At 73.5% G+C, this 17,822-nt stretch carries 19 protein-coding genes; 7 read left to right on the forward strand and 12 right to left on the reverse strand.

Annotated elements, in window-relative coordinates; genetic code table 11:
* Positions 1 to 29: 29 nt before the first annotated feature.
* The 3 genes from KSNIM_RS36690 to KSNIM_RS36700 all read left to right on the forward strand — a co-directional run bounded on the left by KSNIM_RS36690 (position 30) and on the right by KSNIM_RS36700 (position 2,865).
* Positions 30 to 752, forward strand: coding sequence for a helix-turn-helix transcriptional regulator (locus KSNIM_RS36690; RefSeq protein ID WP_263107510.1), 723 nt, complete (start codon positions 30 to 32; stop codon positions 750 to 752).
* A gap of 32 nt (positions 753 to 784) precedes the next feature.
* Positions 785 to 1,285, forward strand: coding sequence for a DUF3291 domain-containing protein (locus KSNIM_RS36695; protein ID WP_263107511.1), 501 nt, complete (start codon positions 785 to 787; stop codon positions 1,283 to 1,285).
* A gap of 659 nt (positions 1,286 to 1,944) precedes the next feature.
* The gene (locus KSNIM_RS36700; RefSeq protein ID WP_263107512.1) at positions 1,945 to 2,865 is read left to right on the forward strand and encodes a phosphatidylinositol-specific phospholipase C; all 921 of its coding nucleotides are present in this window, start codon (positions 1,945 to 1,947) and stop codon (positions 2,863 to 2,865) included.
* 418 nt (positions 2,866 to 3,283) lie between these two features.
* On the opposite strand, the gene KSNIM_RS36705 is transcribed toward KSNIM_RS36700, so the two are convergent.
* Together KSNIM_RS36705 and KSNIM_RS36710 are read right to left on the reverse strand one after the other, a co-directional pair.
* Positions 3,284 to 3,718 carry a hypothetical protein gene (locus tag KSNIM_RS36705; protein WP_263107513.1) on the reverse strand — a complete coding sequence of 145 codons (435 nt, stop codon included), beginning with the start codon at positions 3,716 to 3,718 and terminating at the stop codon, positions 3,284 to 3,286.
* A 426-nt stretch (positions 3,719 to 4,144) separates the two neighbouring features.
* Entirely contained in the window at positions 4,145 to 4,495 is a 351-nt protein-coding gene (locus KSNIM_RS36710; RefSeq protein WP_263107514.1) for a hypothetical protein, read from the reverse strand.
* Positions 4,496 to 4,937: 442 nt separating this feature from the next.
* Between KSNIM_RS36710 and KSNIM_RS36715 the strand changes: the two genes are divergently transcribed.
* Complete coding sequence (locus KSNIM_RS36715) at positions 4,938 to 5,222, forward strand: hypothetical protein (protein WP_263107515.1); 285 nt, start codon at positions 4,938 to 4,940, stop codon at positions 5,220 to 5,222.
* Here the strand turns inward: KSNIM_RS36715 and KSNIM_RS36720 are convergent, their stop codons facing one another.
* The 7 genes from KSNIM_RS36720 to KSNIM_RS36750 all read right to left on the reverse strand — a co-directional run bounded on the left by KSNIM_RS36720 (position 5,223) and on the right by KSNIM_RS36750 (position 10,620).
* The gene (locus KSNIM_RS36720) at positions 5,223 to 5,876 is read right to left on the reverse strand and encodes a GOLPH3/VPS74 family protein (RefSeq protein WP_263107516.1); all 654 of its coding nucleotides are present in this window, start codon (positions 5,874 to 5,876) and stop codon (positions 5,223 to 5,225) included.
* Positions 5,877 to 5,979: 103 nt separating this feature from the next.
* Positions 5,980 to 6,381, reverse strand: a complete 402-nt coding sequence (locus tag KSNIM_RS36725) for a VOC family protein (protein WP_263107517.1) — start codon at positions 6,379 to 6,381, stop codon at positions 5,980 to 5,982.
* 224 nt (positions 6,382 to 6,605) lie between these two features.
* Entirely contained in the window at positions 6,606 to 7,157 is a 552-nt protein-coding gene (locus tag KSNIM_RS36730; protein WP_263107518.1) for a DinB family protein, read from the reverse strand.
* Between the two features lie 248 nt (positions 7,158 to 7,405).
* Entirely contained in the window at positions 7,406 to 8,287 is an 882-nt protein-coding gene (gene bla / locus KSNIM_RS36735) for a class A beta-lactamase (protein ID WP_263108245.1), read from the reverse strand.
* A 193-nt stretch (positions 8,288 to 8,480) separates the two neighbouring features.
* Complete coding sequence (locus KSNIM_RS36740) at positions 8,481 to 8,864, reverse strand: hypothetical protein (protein WP_263107519.1); 384 nt, start codon at positions 8,862 to 8,864, stop codon at positions 8,481 to 8,483.
* A 127-nt stretch (positions 8,865 to 8,991) separates the two neighbouring features.
* Complete coding sequence (locus tag KSNIM_RS36745) at positions 8,992 to 9,375, reverse strand: hypothetical protein (protein ID WP_263107520.1); 384 nt, start codon at positions 9,373 to 9,375, stop codon at positions 8,992 to 8,994.
* A gap of 237 nt (positions 9,376 to 9,612) precedes the next feature.
* The gene (locus tag KSNIM_RS36750) at positions 9,613 to 10,620 is read right to left on the reverse strand and encodes a hypothetical protein (RefSeq protein ID WP_263107521.1); all 1,008 of its coding nucleotides are present in this window, start codon (positions 10,618 to 10,620) and stop codon (positions 9,613 to 9,615) included.
* Between the two features lie 397 nt (positions 10,621 to 11,017).
* Between KSNIM_RS36750 and KSNIM_RS36755 the strand changes: the two genes are divergently transcribed.
* A complete protein-coding gene (locus KSNIM_RS36755; protein WP_263107522.1) occupies positions 11,018 to 11,557 on the forward strand; it encodes a GNAT family N-acetyltransferase in 540 nt (179 codons plus the stop codon).
* A 223-nt stretch (positions 11,558 to 11,780) separates the two neighbouring features.
* On the forward strand, positions 11,781 to 13,304 hold the full coding sequence (locus KSNIM_RS36760; RefSeq protein ID WP_263107523.1) for an alpha/beta hydrolase: 1,524 nt from the start codon (positions 11,781 to 11,783) through the stop codon (positions 13,302 to 13,304).
* Between the two features lie 350 nt (positions 13,305 to 13,654).
* On the opposite strand, the gene KSNIM_RS36765 is transcribed toward KSNIM_RS36760, so the two are convergent.
* The gene (locus tag KSNIM_RS36765; protein ID WP_411543825.1) at positions 13,655 to 14,404 is read right to left on the reverse strand and encodes an NAD-dependent epimerase/dehydratase family protein; all 750 of its coding nucleotides are present in this window, start codon (positions 14,402 to 14,404) and stop codon (positions 13,655 to 13,657) included.
* Between the two features lie 187 nt (positions 14,405 to 14,591).
* Entirely contained in the window at positions 14,592 to 15,068 is a 477-nt protein-coding gene (locus KSNIM_RS36770) for a DUF2000 domain-containing protein (RefSeq protein WP_263107525.1), read from the reverse strand.
* 49 nt (positions 15,069 to 15,117) lie between these two features.
* On the opposite strand from KSNIM_RS36770, the gene KSNIM_RS36775 reads away from it, so the two are divergent.
* Positions 15,118 to 15,921, forward strand: coding sequence for a helix-turn-helix transcriptional regulator (locus tag KSNIM_RS36775; protein WP_263107526.1), 804 nt, complete (start codon positions 15,118 to 15,120; stop codon positions 15,919 to 15,921).
* A gap of 88 nt (positions 15,922 to 16,009) precedes the next feature.
* Here the strand turns inward: KSNIM_RS36775 and KSNIM_RS36780 are convergent, their stop codons facing one another.
* On the reverse strand, positions 16,010 to 16,750 hold the full coding sequence (locus KSNIM_RS36780) for a transglycosylase SLT domain-containing protein (protein ID WP_411543907.1): 741 nt from the start codon (positions 16,748 to 16,750) through the stop codon (positions 16,010 to 16,012).
* Positions 16,751 to 17,822 lie beyond the last annotated feature (1,072 nt).

Genomic DNA, 17,822 nt, shown 5'->3' on the forward strand with positions numbered 1-17,822 from the left:
CCTACCTGCGTTGTTCCTAGAATGGCCGGATGGAGGACATCGACGCGATCGCCGTGCTGCAGGACCCGGTGCGGCGGCGGCTGTACGAGTACGTGGCGGCGCAGGGACGCGAGGTCGGCCGCAACGAGGCCGCCGAGGCGGCGGGGGTGGCGCGCACGCTCGCCGCGCACCACCTCGACAAGCTGGCGGAGGCCGGGCTGCTGGAGACCGGCAGCCGCCGCCTGACGGGACGTTCGGGGCCGGGAGCGGGCCGACCCGCCAAGGTCTACACGCGCTCGCGGGCCGAGCGTTCGGTGTCGCTGCCCGCCCGCGACTACCGCACCGCCGCCGAACTGCTCGCCGAGGCGGCCGAGCAGGCCGGGCTGGACGCCGGACTGTGCGAGGCGGCCCGCCGTCGGGGCGAGGCGCTGCGTGGCCCGGCGGCGCCCTGCGCCGGCCTGGACGAGGCGATGGACGTGCTGGCGGCCCGCGGCTACGAACCCCACCTGGAGTGCGACGAGGGTGGCGAGGGCGGCGAGGTCGGAGGGGGTGGCGAGAACGGAGGGGGTGGCGGGACCGCCGCGCGCGTCGTCCGGATGCGCAACTGCCCCTTCCACGCCCTCGCGGAGCGCTACCCGCCACTGGTGTGCGGGATGAACCTCGCGCTGTTGGAGGGCCTGCTCGGTGCGGGCGGTCGCGTCCGCGCCCGTATGGACGCCCGGCCGGGGGAGTGCTGCGTGGTGGTCGAGGATTCTAAAAATAACGATGATTGACATAGAGAGAACGGCCGTGCTGGGATGAGACCATGACCGCATCCCAGCGCGCCGCCCACCTCGCCCAGCTCAACATCGCCACGCTCCTGCACCCCCTCGACGACCCGCGCACCGCGCCGTTCGTCGAGATGCTCGACCCGGTGAACGCGGCCGCGGACGCTGCGCCCGGCTTCGTCTGGCGGCTCGTGGGCGACGGCGCGGCCGACGCCACCGGCCTGCGCCCGGCGGGCGAGGACGTCATCGTCAACCTGTCGGTGTGGGAGACCCAGGAAGCGCTCTGGGACTTCACCTACCGCAGCGGGCACCTGGACGTCATGCGGCGCCGCCGCGACTGGTTCGCGCGGCACGTCAAGGCGCACCTGGTGCTCTGGTGGGTCCCCGCCGGCCACCGGCCGACCGCCGCCGAGGCCCTGGAACGGCTGGCGGACCTGCAGGCGAACGGGCCGTCCCCCCGCGCCTTCACCTTCGCCTCCGCCCCCACGGCGGCGGAGGCCGCCCGGCACCTCGAGGCCGGGGCGACCTCGCAGCCCTGACCGGCCACCGGCCGTCCCGGTGCCGAGACCAGGCCCCACGCCACGGCCAGAGCCCCGGCGGGCATCAACACGCCGGTCCGCAGCGGCTGCTTCTCCACGGTGACGGTACGCATGCTGCTCTCCTGCCTGGGCCCTTCAGAACAGCACATGTGCGCCGAGGGCAAACCCGGCCACAGTCCCGCGCAACGCCACACGGGACAGCGCCGCACCGGTGTCGGCGGTGGGCGACGACCTCCGTGTCGGCGGGCAGGGCCGGCCACGGCACCCAGGGGCGGAAGGGGCGGAGCGCCATTGCCGCGGGCAGCGGATCACATCGCCGTCCCCCTTCGGGCCCCCGTCGTCCTCACCGTGGCCGCGTTCGAGCTCCGCCAGGTTGCCGGTGGCGGCCGTAGGAGCCGATGAGGTCGGCGTATCCGTCGGCGCGGACGACCCTCGCCGTCCGCGGATGTCGCCGGCCGGGGACGGAATCGGTGGACGGCGGCTGGTGGCGGTCGTCGGCGCTGCAGGGCAGCTGCGCGGGCGACACGGACGCTGCAGGGCAGCTGCGCGGGCGACAGGGGCGCCGCAGGACAGTTGCGCGGGTATGGCCGGGAGGCGGGACGGCCGCCAATAATGGGCATGCCCATGATCTGTCGGACCGTCACCAGGAGGTTGAACCCTTGTCCCTGACCGGTACTCCGATCACCAGACGCACCTTCGCCCGCTCCGCGTTCGCCGCCACCCTGGCCGGCGCCGGGCTCGCGCTCGGTGCGCCGCAGGCCTCCGCCGCCCGGGCCGCGAGCGTTCCCGGCGGCGCCGACTGGCTCGGTGCACTCGGCCCGGACGCCGTGCTGTCCCGGCTCACCCTCCCCGGCACCCACGACACCTGCGCCCTGTACGGCGGCGCGCTGGTGCAGACCCAGACACTCGGCGTCCCGGACCAACTGGCCGCAGGCGTGAGGTTCCTGGACATCCGGTGCCGGGCGATCGACGGGGTCTTCGCGATCCACCACTCGCAGTTCTTCCAGAAGATCTTCTTCGGCGACGTGCTCAACCAGGTCGGTGCGTTCCTCGCCGCCCATCCCGGCGAGACCGTGGTCATGCGGGTCAAGCAGGAGTACTCCAGCGTCTCCGACGCCGACTTCGGGGCGATCTTCGCCGACTACCAGCGCCGCTGGCCGGGCCTCATGTGGAGCGAGGACCGCATACCGCGGCTCGGCGACGTCCGCGGCCGGATCGTGCTGCTCGCCGACAACGGCGCCCTCCCGGGCATCCGCTGGGGCGGGTCGCGCACCGACATCGAGGACGACTACGACATCGGCACGATCTTCGACTTCTACAACCGCAAGTGGCCGGAGATCTCCTCGCACCTGGACGCCGCCCGGGCCGCCGGCGACCCGAACCGGCTGTTCCTCACCTTCACCTCCAGCTCCGGCTGGGGCCTGTGGCCGCGTCAGGCCGCCGACGCCGCCGCCTCGAAGCTCCGCGGCTACCTCGGCGGACTCGACCACGCCTCGCGCCCGGTCCTCGGCACCGTCCCGACGGACTTCGTGACGGCCGACTCCGCGCGCAGCCTGTACGCGTTGAACTTCGGCGGCTGACAGCGAGCGTGTCCGCCCCGGCCGCAGGTCGGCGACCGGGGCGGACACCCGCCGCGGGCCCGGGCGTGCGGCCCGCCATGCGGCCGGACACCGTTTCGGCACGGCCGTGGCCCCAGCGGCGACCCGGCCGAGCCGTCGTCCACGCGGCGGATCCCCTGGTCCTCCTGACGGATGCTCGGAAACGAACCGGACGGACGATGTGTCCACGTCCGCGACCCGGCAAGGTGAACCGCATGAACCCGCAGAGCCTCCCCGGCGCCCCTCGCACCGCAGGCCCATCCTCACGATCCACCGGGCGGCCGCCTGGGCTGCCGCCGCCTGGGCCGCCGCCTTCTCCCTGGTCCACCTGTACCGGCTCCTCGGCGGCCGGGTCGGCCTGCCCGCGGGACTCTCGTGCGCGGCGCCACCCCGCTGATGGTCATCGACATCCTTGCTGGGGCACCCGCGGCTGCCTCGGACAGGGGAACAGCCGGGGCCGGCGCTTGGCGGCGAGGTCCTCGATCCAGCCGAAGGCCACGATGCACAGACCGATCAGCGGCCAGGCGAGCGCCATCGCCAGCCATTCGCTGTCGAGCAGCCACGGCACGTTCTCGGCGAGCAGCGGCACCCCCGAGGTGAGGCCGATCAGGCCGATCTCCTCGGTGACCGCCAGGTTGTGCCAGAGGTAGACGGTGAGGGCGCGCGAGTTCAGCAGAGTGATCCAGCCGCTCCAGCGTCGCAGCGCCAGCGGCCACTCCTGCCAGTTCGGTGCGGCTTTCAGCAGGATCAGGACGAAGCCGAAGGACCAGACGGCTCCGTGTCGGGCGAATTCCCCGGACGGGTCGTCAGAAATGCGCGGACGAGCGGTGCTCACGGCATACGCAGCCAACCTTCGAAGTCGCGCACCGAACCGGGGACGCCGGGCGCCTCGGGTGCGGGCACAGATGGGACGGACTCCTCCCGAGGAACCCCCGCACCTCGGCGGCCTCACAGGCCGGCTCGTCGCCGATGACGCCACGCCCCGCTCAGCGGTCGTACGCTACGCGCCACAGATGATAGAAAAGTGCACAAACGAGTCCGATAGGTCCGATCATCGATCGATCGTCATGAAGATGTGATCCGTCTTCGGGAGCGCATTTACCCACAACCTGGCGGGGCCTCGTCATCATTCGCGTCCGGGCTCCGTTCTCTCGTTCCCTGCCTCATTCGCGAAATCCCCGGCCGCAGGTCAGTGCAGTCCTGCGGCCAAGGGCGTCGGCCCGCCCTCGGTGGCGACCCGCCCGGACAGGGCGGCGGGCCGTCAGCCGAACCGGACGAGCACCCCGAAGATCAACAGACCGAGGACGAAGAGCAGCGCGACGGACCCGAGACCGATCAGACCCAGGCGTCGACGGCCCCGGGCCGCCAGCGCCGAGAACCAGACCGCGGCGCCGAGCGAGAGGGCCATCACCGTCAACCCCGTCAGCACCTCGGGCCAGTACGGGCCGTACTGGTCCGGAGTGGCGTCCGGCGCAGGATCCGACATTCCTCCGGCGACGACGAGCACGAAGCCGAGGAACCCGCCTCCGCCGACGACCACGGCGGAAACCGCGGTGATCAGTGCCTCGAGCACCGTCCGCAGCCGTCTGCTCGGGTCGACCTGGTCCCGCATGGTGCTCCCCCCCCGGGAATCGGCGCGTGACAGCTCGGGGCTGCGCCCCGCCAGACGATCCCGCAGTGTCCGCCGTAGCGCAAGTGTCCTCGGCCGGCCCGGCCTGCTCGGCGGCGGCGTGCCGGACCGGAACGCCTGCAGCGTTGGAGGTTGCCGGCGGACGCAGCGGGAGCAGCGGGCGGACGGCTGAGGGAGCCCCGCGTTCGCCCCGCCCGCGGTCGGTGCCTGGCGGACCGGGCAGCGTCCCGCGCTGCGGCAAGGTCGGTCGACCGTCCCGTTTCCGAGAGGCACAAAGCCCGACGAGCGACGCTCGGTGAGTCCTGGCGCGAGGATTCCCGACGGTTCCGTCCGCGGTGCGCCGAACCGTGACAATCTGTCACACATATCAAGGCGACAATCCGCCGGATTCCCGTTCGACGGTGTCGCCGACGGATGCGCACGGATGGACGCGCCGGTGCTCGCCTACCACGGCGCGGAGGACCTGTGGGGGCGGCGGGGGACGGCGCAGGACGACCGGATCCTGACCCAGGCCACCGGCGAAGGCATCCACGGGCAGGACCTGGTGCTCCGGTGGTGCGCCGACGTCGACCACCATGCCGCCGAAGGCGGCGACGAGTGGCACGTCTGCGGGCCGATCCTGCACCCGTTCGGATTACCCGTGACACCGGCGGGCCCCGCACCCGGCTCCCATGCGTGGCCCGCCGGGGGTGCGGGACCGGATGAGTGATCAGCCCCCGCCCGCGCCACCCTGGCCGGCGATCATGGTCATGTTCAGCCCGGCCACCGCCCGGGCCAGGCCCGGAGTCCGGTCGGCGAGCCGGTCGGTGAGCGCGCGGATACGCCCGGCGTGGGCCTTCCGGTCATGGCGCGTGAGGACCAGCCTCAGGTGTCCGTGGGCGGCCAGCGCGGCCAGGACCGCGTCGCCGTACGGCGCCTGGCCGACCGGGCCGCTGCCCCGGACGAGCTCGGCCACCCGCAGCTGGAGGTCCAGCGCCTCGCGCGGATCGTCCATCGTGACCGTACGGTGCGGCGCGACCGGGCCGTACGGGTTGCGATCGGCCATGGTCATGACGCCGAGCACGGCGAGCTGCTCCTCGACGGCCTCCAGGGTGTCGTCGCGGCTGCGCCTGATCCACGCCTTCCAGGTGCGGGACCGGTCGTCCAGTTCCGCGAGCAGCGCGTCCAGGACGCGGTCCCCCGTGGGGTCGGCGGAGACGACCTGCACCTTGCCGGCCCCGCCCTCGACGGCGGCGCCCCGGTGGGCGAGTTCGGCGAGCGCGGCGGCGCGCAGGAGGAAGCCGGCGCGGGTGCGGTCCTGCAGGGACTGGGCGCGGGTGTCGAAGGCCAGCAGGTAGGTGGCCAGATGCAGTCCTCGGCTCATGTCACCGACGATACGGCGCACCCCACCACCCGCCATCGGCCCGCAGGACCATCCGCCCTCCGCCCGTAGACGTATCCGGCCCGCCCGGCTCTCCTCCCCTGGATCACGCCGCCGCGATCGGTGTGAGGAAGATCCACAGGTGGCCGAACGGGTCACGCAGCATCGACTGCCGCGCGCCGTACGGCATGTCGGTCGGCGCCGTGAGCAGCTCGGCGCCGCCGGCGGCGGCAGCCACGGTCAGGCCGTCCACGTCCGGCACGTAGACGTGCAGCGCAACCGAGGTTCCGACCCGGTCCGGTGTCGAGAACGGGGCGTCGACGTCGCCCAGCATGAACGTGGAGCCGTGGATGCCGACCTCGGCGTGCACGATCCGTCCGGCCTCGCCTTCGAGCCGGAAGAGCTCGACCGCGCCGAACGCCTGCGCGTAGAACTCGATCGCCTCGGCGGCGCCGTCGACCATGATGTGGGGAATGACGGCCTGCTTGTGGTGCTCGGGTATCTCCATGTGGATCACGGTAGGGCGGTGCGGCCCGCCGGAGATCGGGCCGCAGTCGCACCAGGCCCAGGGCCTTCGGCCCAGCCGCCACTCCGGCGGAAGGCGTGCTCCCGCCGCCGGCGAACGCCGCTCGAACGGCCCGGAGGCCGTCGTCCCGGGCAGGGAACGACGGCCTCCGCCCACCGGCCCGCCGATCCGTGACGGCGCGGGGCGGCGGTCGCCGGTGGCAGCGGTCAGCCCATGCTCTTCGCACCGTCGAGGGACTCGCGGATGATGTCGGCATGGCCGGCGTGCTGGGCGGTTTCGGCGACGACGTGCAGCAGGACGCGGCGCGCCGACCACTTCTCGTCGGTGAACCACGGGGCCTTCGGCAGCGGCTGGGTGGCGTCGAGGTCCGGAAGTGCGGCGACCAGGTCGTCGGTGCGGCGGGCGACCTCCTCGTAGTCGGCGAGCACCCCGGCGAGCGTCTCACCGGGCAGCATCCGGAACTCGTCGGCCCGGCGGGCGAAGTCGGCCTCCGTCATCGCGGTGAAGTCGGGCATCGCCGACGGGCCGTCCAGGATGAAGGTCGCCCAGGTCCGTTCGACCGAGGCCACGTGCTTGATCAGGCCGCCCAGGCACAGTTCGCTCGCCGTGGTCCGCTGTCCCGCCTGCTCGTCGGTGAGGTCGCGCGTGGTGAAGCGCAGGAAGTGGCGCTGCTTGGCCAGCGCCACCAGCAGGTCGGCACGCTCCCCGGTGGGGGCGGGCGCCGTGGTGGGCTCGTCGATGGTCCGGGTCTCGTTCAAGGTGTCCGCCTTCGGTAGGCACTGCTCTGTCGGTCAGGCACCACGTTAGGGACCAATGAGGTCAGATCCCGACCTGAATTCCGGGCGAGTTCAGAGATGGCAGACCGGGGAACCCCCGGCGGTCGGCCAGTAGGCGAGCGCGTGCGGTCCGGCTGAGCCGGGGTCGGACGTGTGCAGCGTCCGAGGATGCCGATGGCCGGATCTGCCCCCGGCTCCGCCACCGGCCCGGAATGCCGATCGGTGGGCCGTCAGCAGAGCGCCGGCACGACCAGGGCGGCGGCGCGGGCGATGAGGGGCTCGTCGGCGACGGCGTCTGGGACCGTCTTGGTGGACAGGACCGACAGGACCAGGGGCGTCCGGTCGGCGGTCCAGGCGATCCCGACGTCGTTGGTGGAGCCGTACTCCCCGGTGCCGGTCTTGTCCGCGAGGGCCCAGCCGGAGGGGAGACCGGCGCGCAGGCGGGCGGCGCCGGTGGTGTTGGCGAGGAGCCATTCGGTCAGCTGCCGCCGGTCCCGCGGGGCGAGCGCCGTGCCGAGGACGAGGTCGGTGAGCGTCCGCCCGATGGCGGCGGGGCTGGTCGTGTCGGTCGTGCGCCCCGGTTCTGCGGAGTTCAGCGCGGGCTCCCAGCGGTCCAGGCGCGTCACCCCGTCGCCGAGTGACCTGCAGAAGCGGGTGACCGCGGTGGGGCCGCCCAGCTCGCGGAGCAGCAGGTTGTCGGCGGCGTTGTCGCTGTAGTCGAGTGCCGCGGCGCACAGTTCGGCGATCGTCATGCCGGTCGCCAGGTGCTCGGGAGCGCCCGTGATCGGCGCGTACCCGGAATCGGCGACGTCCTCGGCGGTGTAGTGGATGCGGCGCGCGAGGACCTCCCCGTGACGGTCGAGGTCCCGCAGTACGGCGGCGACCGTCACGATCTTGTGTACGGAACAGATCGGGAACAGCTCCTGCGCGCGGTGCAGCACCTGCGCGCCCGTGACCGTGTTCCGCGCGAACACGCCCAGCCGGCCGCCGTGCTCGCGCTCGAGATCGGCCAGCGCCCGGGCGACGTCGTCCCCGCGTTGCGGCGTCCTGCCCGCCGCACTGGCCTGCCCGCCCGCCGACATCGCGGCGGCCAGCACCGTCCCGGCACCCATGCCCAGGACAGCCCGGCGGCTCGTGCGCTTCTCGGTCGTCGTCACGCTGGTGTCTCCTTCGGCCCGACGATACGTCTCTTGGAGGGGACATCGCTGAGCCCCGTTCAGTTCGTCGTACCCGATGCATTTCTGCCGACGTGTGCGGCCAGCGGAGCCGGGCCCTCGCCGGATCCCCACATCCGGCGGGCGGAGCTCAGACGGGCCAGGTACCGAGCGCACGGGCGAGCCGTTCGCTCTGCTCGGGGGTGATGCCCTGGGCCAGCCGTACGCCGGAGCGCGGGCTGTGGGGGCCGTCGCACTGGAGGAGGCCGTCGAAGGACTGCTCGCCGCCGCTCCGCGGCGACCCGCCGGGCAGCGACCATCGGGCACCGTCCCACAGCGGGTGGTCCAGGCGGAGCGCCGCCACACGCGGGGCCTCGTCGGCGGGAGCTCCGACGTGGACCAGCACCTCGGCGATCACGTCCACGGCGTCCGCCGGCGCGTTCTCGTCGCCGAGCGCGGGAAGCAGGGGCAGCAGCCGGGCGTGGGGGTCGTGGACGCCGGGAGCCGCGTTGGTCGGCGGTCCTCGCCTGCCCATCGGAAGACGGTTGTGTCTCGATGTCCGACCTGCCGCGCCTTTCCGGTGAATTCGAGCACTATCGGGGCGCCCGAGGGCCGTCCCGTTCATCCCTTGACCACGGTGGGCGCTCGGCATCGACTGATGGTCAGCCGAAGATCAGGTCCACGTCCTTCTCGATGCAGACCTGCAGGACGACCACGAGCCGGCGGACATCCTCGATGCGGCGCTGCCAGACGGCATCGCCAGGGTCCTTCGTCGCCGCTGCGATCTCGTTGAGGCGAGGCAGGATCGCAGCGCACTGCGCCGGCGAGAGATCGGGGCCGTCGCAGTCCGAGTGGTTCAGAAGCGGTGCCAGCGTGGTGGAGACATCGCTCCAGGGGCGCTGCCCTCCCCGGAAGCCCTGCATCTCGTCGAGAGTGAAGCCTTCGATGTCCGCCAGCCAGTTCCGGAACATCCCAAAGCCGGTGTACGACCAGGACATGTCCGGGCTGTCCGTGTTGTCGTCTCCTGGAAACAGGTTGAGCCCCACTGCGTACTCCTCCTTGGCCGAGCGCACAGGATGGGCCAAAGGCGGCGGAGGCCGCAACTGAGAGGATCGCCTCGGGCCGGTCTGACTCACTGCGTCGGAGCGGTCGTGGACCCTGAAGTTGAATGTGTGATGCCGGCCAGCCGTGTGATCGGGGGCGTCCTCGTCACAGCTGCGACTCGGTCCATGACCACGCCTTCTACGTCGAACGACGTCCGGGCCCGGGCTACCTCTGCCGGGTCAGTGTCCTTGGTCGTAGATTGCCCGCAGCCACGGTTCCCTGACGGCGGGCATCCGCGCGAGCGTGTACCTGAACGCCTCCCTGGACGGCTGCAACGGGTACCACGGGTGCGGCGGCAGCGGGTCGTCCCGCTCCACGCCCGCCGGCAGCCCTCCGACCACCGGCAGCCGGGTCCGGTGCGGCGGGAAGGCGAGCTCGGCCCAGAGCGCGGCATCCATGGGTACCGGCACCGCCCCGGTGCGCGGCTGCCACATCTTCCCGGTCTGCGGATGGACCGGCACCAGCACCAGGTCGGCGGCCGGTTCACCGAATCCCGGTCCCGCCAGGTCGAGGCGCTTCGCACCGTCCCCGGCGGGCAGCAGCGCGCCGAGTGCTCGGCCTAGGAGCTCAGCGACCGGCCCGGGCGCCACCTCGACCGGCGCGCCCCCGGCGGCCACCACCACCTGGGCGAGGGCCACGCCCGCCGGGATGTCCCGGTACTCGCTCAGCCGGTGCCACAGCGCGCCGGTGGCCAGCAGCTCCGCCCAGTCCATGACCGGCGGCTCCGGCGGGCCGGGCAGCCGCACTACCGCTTGCGGGACGAGCCGGACGACCTGCCAGCACCCGCAGTCGTCTATCCTCGTCCCGACCGGCAGATCGCAGCCCAGGCAGGCAAGGTTCGGCCCGTCCCTCCCGTCGATCCCCATGCAGTAGCCCCCGGTCCGCTCCAGGATCAGCCTGGTGCCGCGCATGTCGCCGGGCGCGAGGAGGACGGTGTCCGAGGGGCCGTCAGACAGCGCGCCGAACGGCGCGAAGAGCCCCCGCTCCGCCACCTCGCGCGCTCCGACCCCGTCCCACTGCCGCCACGGCGGCCCGTACGGTGTGGGGTCGACGGCGTAGGATCCAGCCTCCAGCAGTGGCGGGTGCAGCTTCTCCCAGTGGGTGTCGGCCAGGTGGATCGGCAACGCCACCTCCGACACCGCCGCCGTCAGGACCGCACCGCAGCCTGCACACCCGAACACCGCCAAGCTGTCCCCTCCCGCCGTCGAAGCCCCTGCATCCCACCAAGCAGACGGACCGGGGAGCAAGGGGTTTCGAGGCGATGCCGTGCGACGCGGGGGCGACGTGCGGGCCGTCAGGCTCCGTCGGTACCGAGCTTGAGTGGGTGATATCGGTCGGCCGCCCAAGGTGAGGTCGGTGCCTGCAAGGCAGCGGTCGACGAGGGGCGTGCGGTACTGGATCCGTTCGAGCGCGCGCTTGCCGGCCCGGGCGAGCTCGCCGAGGGTCCTACTGGTACTGCCCATGGGCGCACGGGCCCGGCACCGCGGCAGCTCGCGCCCCTTCGCGGGGTGTCCGAGTCTGCGGCTGGCCGGATCATCGACCATGGCCCGTTCCCCCGGCTTGACCACCTGTTAGCGTGCGCGGATGGAAGATCTGGGACCGGTGGCCTGGCCGCCCGCGCCGATCAGGACCGAGCGGCTCGTGCTCCGGGAGCCCGAGGCCCGGGACCGTGCGGCGTTCGTCGAGCTGCTCGCCTCGCCGGAGGTGCACACCTACCTCGGCGGCCCCCGGCCGCGGGACGAGCTCGAGCGCGAGATGCCCGGCGTGCCCGAGCGGTGGCCCGGGAGCTTAGCGGTGGATCTCGACGGGTCGATGATCGGCCAGATCCTGCTCAGGAGAGCAACGGGGCACCGTCGCCCGGCCGCCGCGGGGAAGGCCGATCTCGGCTACCTGTTCCTGCCGCAGGCGTGGGGCTGCGGCTACGCCGCCGAGGCGTGCGCGGCGGCACTCGGCTGGTTCGACGGTGCGCTTCCCGGTGAGCCGGTGGTGCTCACCACCCAGACCGCCAACCTCGGCTCGATGCGTCTCGCGGCGACGCTGGGGTTCACCGAGGTGGAGCGGTTCGAGGCCTGGGGCGCCGAGCAGTGGCTCGGCATGCGGCCCCCGGTCACGCCGTCCGGTTGAGGGGGCGACGGGGCCGCCCGCGAGCGCCCCATCCGCGCGGGAGCGGCCCGCGACCCGACTGCACCCGCATGCTGGAGTGGACCGTGAGGTACTGACGGTCGTTCAGGGCAGCCGGCGGGCCCGTGGTGGGGCAGACCCCCGGGTGCGACCGGCGGTGGCACCAGGGCGGTTTCGGGGGTCGGCAGGATCGTTCCGCCCGGCCCGGACGCGAAGACTGTTCGGCATGCGAATCGTTCACACCGCGGCCGCCGCCGCTCTCCTCGCCCTGCTCGGCACCAACGCCCCGGCGAGTGCCGCCAGCCGCTCGGCCGAGCCGCCGGCCGCGCAGTCCGCCGGCGCCGCCTCACTGACCGGCCCGCTGAACTGGGGCCCCTGCGCCGACACCGCGGCCGACAGCCGCCAGCAGTGCGCCACGCTCGCCGTCCCGCTCGACCACGCCGACCCGAACGGTCCGCAGCTGGGCCTCGCGGTCTCCCGGATCGCCTCCGCCCGCCCCGAACTGCGCCGGGGCTCCCTGCTCATCGTCCCCGGCGGCCCCGGAAACCCGGGCCTCAACGGCCCCACCAGTGCCGTCCGGCGGCTGCCGCAGTCCGTCCTCGACCGCTACGACCTGGTCGGCTTCGACCCGCGCGGCGTCGGCCGCAGCAGCCCGGTCGACTGCCGACTCGCCCACGAGGACCTGTCGATGACCACCCTGCTGCCCTTCCCCGCCCCCGACGGCTCGCTCACCGGCAACCTCGCCGCCGCCCGCCGGATCGCCGACACCTGCACCCGCAACGGCGGCCCGGTGCTGCGCAGCATCAGCACCCGGAACGAGGCCCGCGACATGGACCGCATCCGGCAGGCCCTCGGCGAACGCCGGATCTCCGCCTGGGGCGTCTCCTACGGCACCTACGCGGGAGCGGTGTACGCCACCATGTTCCCCGACCGCACCGACCGGATCGTGCTCGACAGCAACGACGACCCCGACCCGCGCCGCGTCGAACGCGGGTGGCTGGCGGCGTACGCGACCGGAGCCGAGGACCGCTTCCCCGACTTCGCCGCCTGGGCCTCCGACCCCGCCACCCCCGACCACAGGCTGGCCGGGACCCCGCAGCAGGTACGCGAGCTGTTCCTGCGGCTCGCCGCCCGACTGGACACCGCCCCGCTGCCCTGGCCCGGCGCCAACCCGGCACGTCTCGACGGCAACGCGCTGCGTGCCGCGATGCTCGACGCCCTCTACGACGACGCCCGCTTCCCCCGGCTCGCCCGGCTGATGCTCGCCGCCGACGGCAGGGCCGAGTTGCCCCCGGCCGCGACTCCGCCGGACGCCGCGATGCAGAACACCGTCGCCGTCTCCGTCGCCACCCTGTGCAACGACGTCCGCTGGCCCCGCTCCGCCGGCAGCTATGCCCGGGCCGTCGCCGCCGACCGGCTCGCGCACCCGTTGACCGCCGGTATGCCGGTCAACGTGATGCCCTGCGCCTTCTGGTCCGGGGAGCCGGCCGAGCCGCCGACCGAGGTCACGCCCGACGGGCCGTCGAACATCCTGATGGTGCAGAACCTGCGCGACCCCGCCACGCCCTACGCGGGCGCTCTGCGCCTGCGCGCCGCACTCGGCGGGCGGGCCGAGCTGGTGAGTGTGGACTCGGGCGGCCACGACGCGTACGTCGCGCACGGCAATAGCTGCGGCGACCGCCTGGTGACCCGCTTCCTCGTCGACGGCCGGCGTCCCGAACGCGACACCCTCTGCCCGGCCGAGCGCTGAACCGAAGCCGCTCCCGGTACGGCCCCGCCTGCGGCGGGGGGCGGGGCCGCCGGGAGCTCCCCGCCGAGGCCGTTGGAGCTTGTCTTCAAAGGCGATCGGCAGCCGTAAGGGGGGCGCGTGGGGGCACCTCCCGGCCGAAGGCCGGGGGGAGAACCGCGCACTTCGGATGTGGTCCGCCGTACGAATCCCGGCTCGGCCCATGTCACTGCGGTGCCCGCCCCCCGACTGCGCAGTTCCGCTCCCAGCCTCCGGCCGGGAGGTGCCTCCAGCGCCGCTGATCAACCACCCGACTGCCCTATGAGGACGCGCCGTAGCCGGCCCCCTCGGGGGGTGCGGGGCGGTTGCGCCGGTCAGCGCCGCAGGTACGGGAGGGTGAACTCCGGCGAGGCGTAGTCACCGGCCTGGGGCGCGGCCGGGTCGGCCGGAAGGCCCGCCCCTGGGACGGTGGCGGCGTGCTCTTCGGCGTCGTCGACGGGTGCGTAGTCCAGCACCGCCGGATCCGGCAGCTCCCAGAAACGGCGGGTGTTGGCGGAGACGGCGTACACGGTGGCGAAGCGCGTGGAGAGCGGGGCGGTCAGCGCGGCCCGCATGAAGCCGACGGCGTCGCGCGGGCTGAGCCAGGTCGCGAGATGGCGGGGCTCGGTGGGGGCGGGCTCGAAGCTGCCGATGCGCAGACAGACCACGGACAGGCCGAACTTGTCGGCGTAGAGCCGCCCGAGCGCCTCGATCGCCGCCTTGCTCACCCCGTACAGCCCGTCGGGCCGCACCGGCTCCTGAGGTCCCGTGAGATGCCCGACAGGGTAGAAGCCGGTCACGCGGTTGCTGCTGGCCAGCACCACCCGTGCGATGCCGAGGCGCCGGGCCGCCTCCAGCACGTGGTGGGTGCCGAGGACGTTGGCGTCGAGGAGGTCCGCGAGCGGTGCTTCGTCCGGCACACCGGCCAGGTGGAGCACCCGGTCGGCGCCGGTGAGGGCGGACTCCACCGCGGCGGCGTCACGCAGGTCGACGGTGCGCACCTCCTCGTTGTCGGCCTCCGGCCGCAGCGGTACCCGGTCGAGCAGGATCACCCGCCCCGCCTCGCGCCGGAGCACCCTGCGCATGACGGACCCCATGTTCCCCGCCGCACCCGTCAGCGCCACCGTTCCCAGACCCACTGTGCCTCCCCTTGTGATCTCCGGACTCCCGCATCCTCGTTGCCGGACCGCCGCGGATCAAGGGGCGGCCGGTGCGCACGGCGTGCCCGTCGGGCAGCCGGGACTCCGGGCCGTCCGACGACCGGCCGCGCGGTCAGGGATGCATGCGCGCCCCCTTGAGGACCTTGTCCACCGCGTTCCGCGGCCCGTAGACGCTCATGCCGACGAGGTCGAGGTGGTCGGTGGCCACGGCCCGCACGGCCGCCCGGTTGTCCCGGTCGTTGCCGGTGGAGAAGAGGTCCGAGGTGAAGACGGCGCCGGCCAGGGAGCGGGACAGCGCGCGCCGGTGTGCGGCGGTCAGGAGTTCCTTCGTTCCCTCGAAGACCAGTACGGGCTGGCGGAACATCGGCAGGTAGGCGGTGCCGTCGGCGTCCGCGTACGGCTCGCCGATCACCTCGGGCGAGGCGGTGCCCAGCCCGCTGACCAGGAAGGCGGTCACGTTCAGGCGCTGCCAGGGCTCGAGGTCCTCGCGCAGCAGGACCGCGATCTTCGTGTCGAAGCGGACGGGTGCGTCGTCGGTGACCGGTGCGGTGCCGGCCACGGTGTGCTCGTCGGTGTGATCCGTATCCATGCCGTGAGATTGCAGGCCGCCGGGGCCCGCCGTCTTGTACGTTCTTTGCATGGCGTCCCAGCAGGAGGTCTCCGCCTGGCGCCCCGCCGTGCCGGGTGTCGTGGAGGTCCTCCATGCCCACTTCACCGACCACGCGTACCCCATGCACGTCCACGACGCCTGGACCGTGCTGATCGTCGACGACGGGGCCGTCCGCTACGACCTGGACCGCCACGAGCGCGGCACCCCGCACGACACCGTCAGCCTGCTCCCGCCGCACGTCCCGCACAACGGCTCGCCGGCGACCGCCGACGGCTTCCGCAAGCGGGTCCTCTACCTCGACATGACACAGCTGGACGCCCGCCTCATCGGCCCCGCGGTCGACGGCCCCGACCTCACCGACCCCGTCCTGCGCAGGCGCGTCGGCCAGTTGCACACCGCCCTCGCCGCCCCCGGGGACGAACTCGAGGCGGAGAGCCGGCTGAGCCTCATCTGCGAGCGGCTGCGCTCGCACCTGAGCCCCTTGACGGACGTCGCGGTGGGCGGGCCGGGCCGCGGTCTCGCCCACGAACTGCGCGACCTCCTGGACGCGCACCTGCTCGACCACCTCACGCTCGACGGGGCCGCCCGGCACCTCCACGCGCACCCCGCACACCTGGTCCGCGCGTTCAGCGCCGCGTTCGGCATCGCACCGCACCAGTACGTGATGTCCCGCCGCGTCGACCTCGCCCGCCGACTGCTGCTCGGCGGCCGGCCGCCCGGCGAGGTCGCGACCGCCGCGGGCTTCTACGACCAGTCCCACCTCAGCCGGCACTTCAAGCGGGTCCTCGGCATTCCGCCGGGCCGGTACGCCCGCACCGGGCGCCCAGGCTGAGCAGGGCCCCTTCCGCGTTCGGGCCCGGCACGTTCGCCACCCGGCGGTCCGGTCGGCCGGACCGCCGGGTGGCCGGCGCTGCCGGGGGTCAGTAGGGGCCGTTGACGTTGTCGATGGAACCGTAGAAGTGGGCGGCGTAGTTGCAGGCGGCCGCGATGTTGGCGACCGGGTCGTAGATGTCCGTCGAGGTGCCGGGCACGTGGTAGGCCTGGAAAGTCGGGTCGATGACCTGCAGGAGGCCCTTCGAGGGGTGACCGGCGGCCGCGTTGGAGTCGGTGAGGTTGATGGCCTGCGGATTGCCGGACGACTCCCGCATGATGTTGCGGTAGATCCCGTCGTAGGTGCCGGGGATGTGGTTCGCGGCCATGACGGCCAGTGCCTGGTTGATCCAGCTGTCGAGGTCGCCGGTGGCCTTGGTGGTGGGGGCGGCCGTCGACTGCGCGCTCGGCGCGGCCGTGGCGGGCGCGGCGGTCTGCGGAGCGGACTGCGTACCGGCCGGCCGGGCGCCGTACGAGGTGTGAGCCTGCCCGGTGGCGCTGTCGGAGGTCCCCGTCCAGGCGTGGGCGGAGGCGGAGCTCCCGTCCCAGGAGTGGGTGGCCGTGCGCTGTGTCGTCCCGGCGGCCTGCGAGCCGGTGGTGGCGGCGGGTGCGGTGGTGGCTGCGGTCCGGGCCGGCGTGATCGTGCTGGGCGCGGCGGTGCTGGGCGCGGCGGTGACCGGCTGGGTGGCCGTCCGCGGCTGTGCGGTTCGAACGGGCGCGGTGGTCCGGTGCGCGGTGTGCGGGGCGGTCGCCGTGGTGTGGGTCCGGCCGGAGCTGCGCTGCGACGGCAGGGCCGTGCGCTGTGCGGACCGGGCGGCGTGCGGTGCGGAGGAGTCGGTGCGCTGCGCCGGGATCGTTCCGGTTGTTCGGTGTGCCGCTGCGGTGACGTGGGCCGACGAGGCGGTGCTCCAGGCCGTGGGTTCGAGCTGCGGGCTCCGGGCGCTGGCCGCGGTGGCCGATCCGGGGCCGCTGGGGTGGCTCGGGGCGGCATTGGCGGTGGTGACCGCGACGGCGGCGGTGGCCAGGGCCGCGGTGGTGATCCACCGGCCGGACAGGAGGACGGCCGGGACTCGGCGCGGGCGGGCGTGCTTCGGCATGGGGGCTCCGGTACGCGGGGCGACCGCTCGCGCGAGCGAGGGACCGGTCGCAGGGACGGGGGAGGGGGACGGTTGCGGCGCACGGGGTGCGCAGCGGACGCACTCGGACGCTGTGCGGGGGCACGGGCTGTCCGAGCGGGTGCCGCGGGCGCTTGCACGGGGGAGTGACTGCGCGCCGCGGGGGCCGTGCGGGGCGCGGCGGTGCCGACGCGGTCAGGGGCACGGCGGGGGCTTGACGGCCGGGGAGACGGCCTGGGAGACGGGACGTGCGGGGCGTCGGGGACGGTGCCGGCCGGGGGAGACGGACAGTCGTGGTCCCGACGTCCTCGTGGCGAGGAATCGAGGCGGGAGCAGGCGCGGCGGAGGGCGGGGCCGCACGGCGGACGGCGGTCCGGTGGTTGCTGTCACGGTGTCACCTCGGCAGGAGCGGCAGGGTGGTGGGCGTGCAGGGCGCAGCGGGCGGACACGCTCGGCTGCAGCCGTGGCTCGGGGCCACACGATTCCCTGCGGACACCGGTCTGTGCACTGACCGATGGGGTTGGGGATTTCTATCCCCCCGACGGCGGCGGAGTCCAGACTTTTCCTGGAAAAGGACTTAAAGGCGGCGGATGTCACAAAAGTGCGTGCGGCTTGGGCTATTTGAGTCGTTTGGGCGTTTTGCACGGGTGTGTCGAATGTCGTGAGGCGGGCGCCTCCGGGTCCCGCGCGCCGACGCTCCACGGCGTGCCCGCCGACCACCCGGGCACCCGCGCTCCCGCCGGCCCGG

The sequence above is a fragment of the Kitasatospora sp. DSM 101779 genome (genome assembly GCF_025655475.1).
Lineage (GTDB): Bacteria > Actinomycetota > Actinomycetes > Streptomycetales > Streptomycetaceae > Kitasatospora.

What these genes read in the sequence shown, in the direction of transcription:
- KSNIM_RS36715 (WP_263107515.1), top strand. Translation starts at nt 4,938, where the DNA reads ATGGACGCGCCGGTGCTCGCCTACCACGGCGCGGAGGACCTGTGGGGG.
- KSNIM_RS36725 (WP_263107517.1), bottom strand. Translation starts at nt 6,381, where the DNA reads ATGGAGATACCCGAGCACCACAAGCAGGCCGTCATTCCCCACATCATG.
- KSNIM_RS36755 (WP_263107522.1), top strand. Translation starts at nt 11,018, where the DNA reads ATGGAAGATCTGGGACCGGTGGCCTGGCCGCCCGCGCCGATCAGGACC.
- KSNIM_RS36770 (WP_263107525.1), bottom strand. Translation starts at nt 15,068, where the DNA reads ATGGATACGGATCACACCGACGAGCACACCGTGGCCGGCACCGCACCG.
- KSNIM_RS36740 (WP_263107519.1), bottom strand. Translation starts at nt 8,864, where the DNA reads ATGGGCAGGCGAGGACCGCCGACCAACGCGGCTCCCGGCGTCCACGAC.
- KSNIM_RS36695 (WP_263107511.1), top strand. Translation starts at nt 785, where the DNA reads ATGACCGCATCCCAGCGCGCCGCCCACCTCGCCCAGCTCAACATCGCC.
- KSNIM_RS36760 (WP_263107523.1), top strand. Translation starts at nt 11,781, where the DNA reads ATGCGAATCGTTCACACCGCGGCCGCCGCCGCTCTCCTCGCCCTGCTC.
- KSNIM_RS36710 (WP_263107514.1), bottom strand. Translation starts at nt 4,495, where the DNA reads ATGCGGGACCAGGTCGACCCGAGCAGACGGCTGCGGACGGTGCTCGAG.
- KSNIM_RS36690 (WP_263107510.1), top strand. Translation starts at nt 30, where the DNA reads ATGGAGGACATCGACGCGATCGCCGTGCTGCAGGACCCGGTGCGGCGG.
- KSNIM_RS36775 (WP_263107526.1), top strand. Translation starts at nt 15,118, where the DNA reads ATGGCGTCCCAGCAGGAGGTCTCCGCCTGGCGCCCCGCCGTGCCGGGT.
- KSNIM_RS36720 (WP_263107516.1), bottom strand. Translation starts at nt 5,876, where the DNA reads ATGAGCCGAGGACTGCATCTGGCCACCTACCTGCTGGCCTTCGACACC.
- bla (WP_263108245.1), bottom strand. Translation starts at nt 8,287, where the DNA reads ATGGGTGCCGGGACGGTGCTGGCCGCCGCGATGTCGGCGGGCGGGCAG.
- KSNIM_RS36765 (WP_411543825.1), bottom strand. Translation starts at nt 14,404, where the DNA reads ATGCGCAGGGTGCTCCGGCGCGAGGCGGGGCGGGTGATCCTGCTCGAC.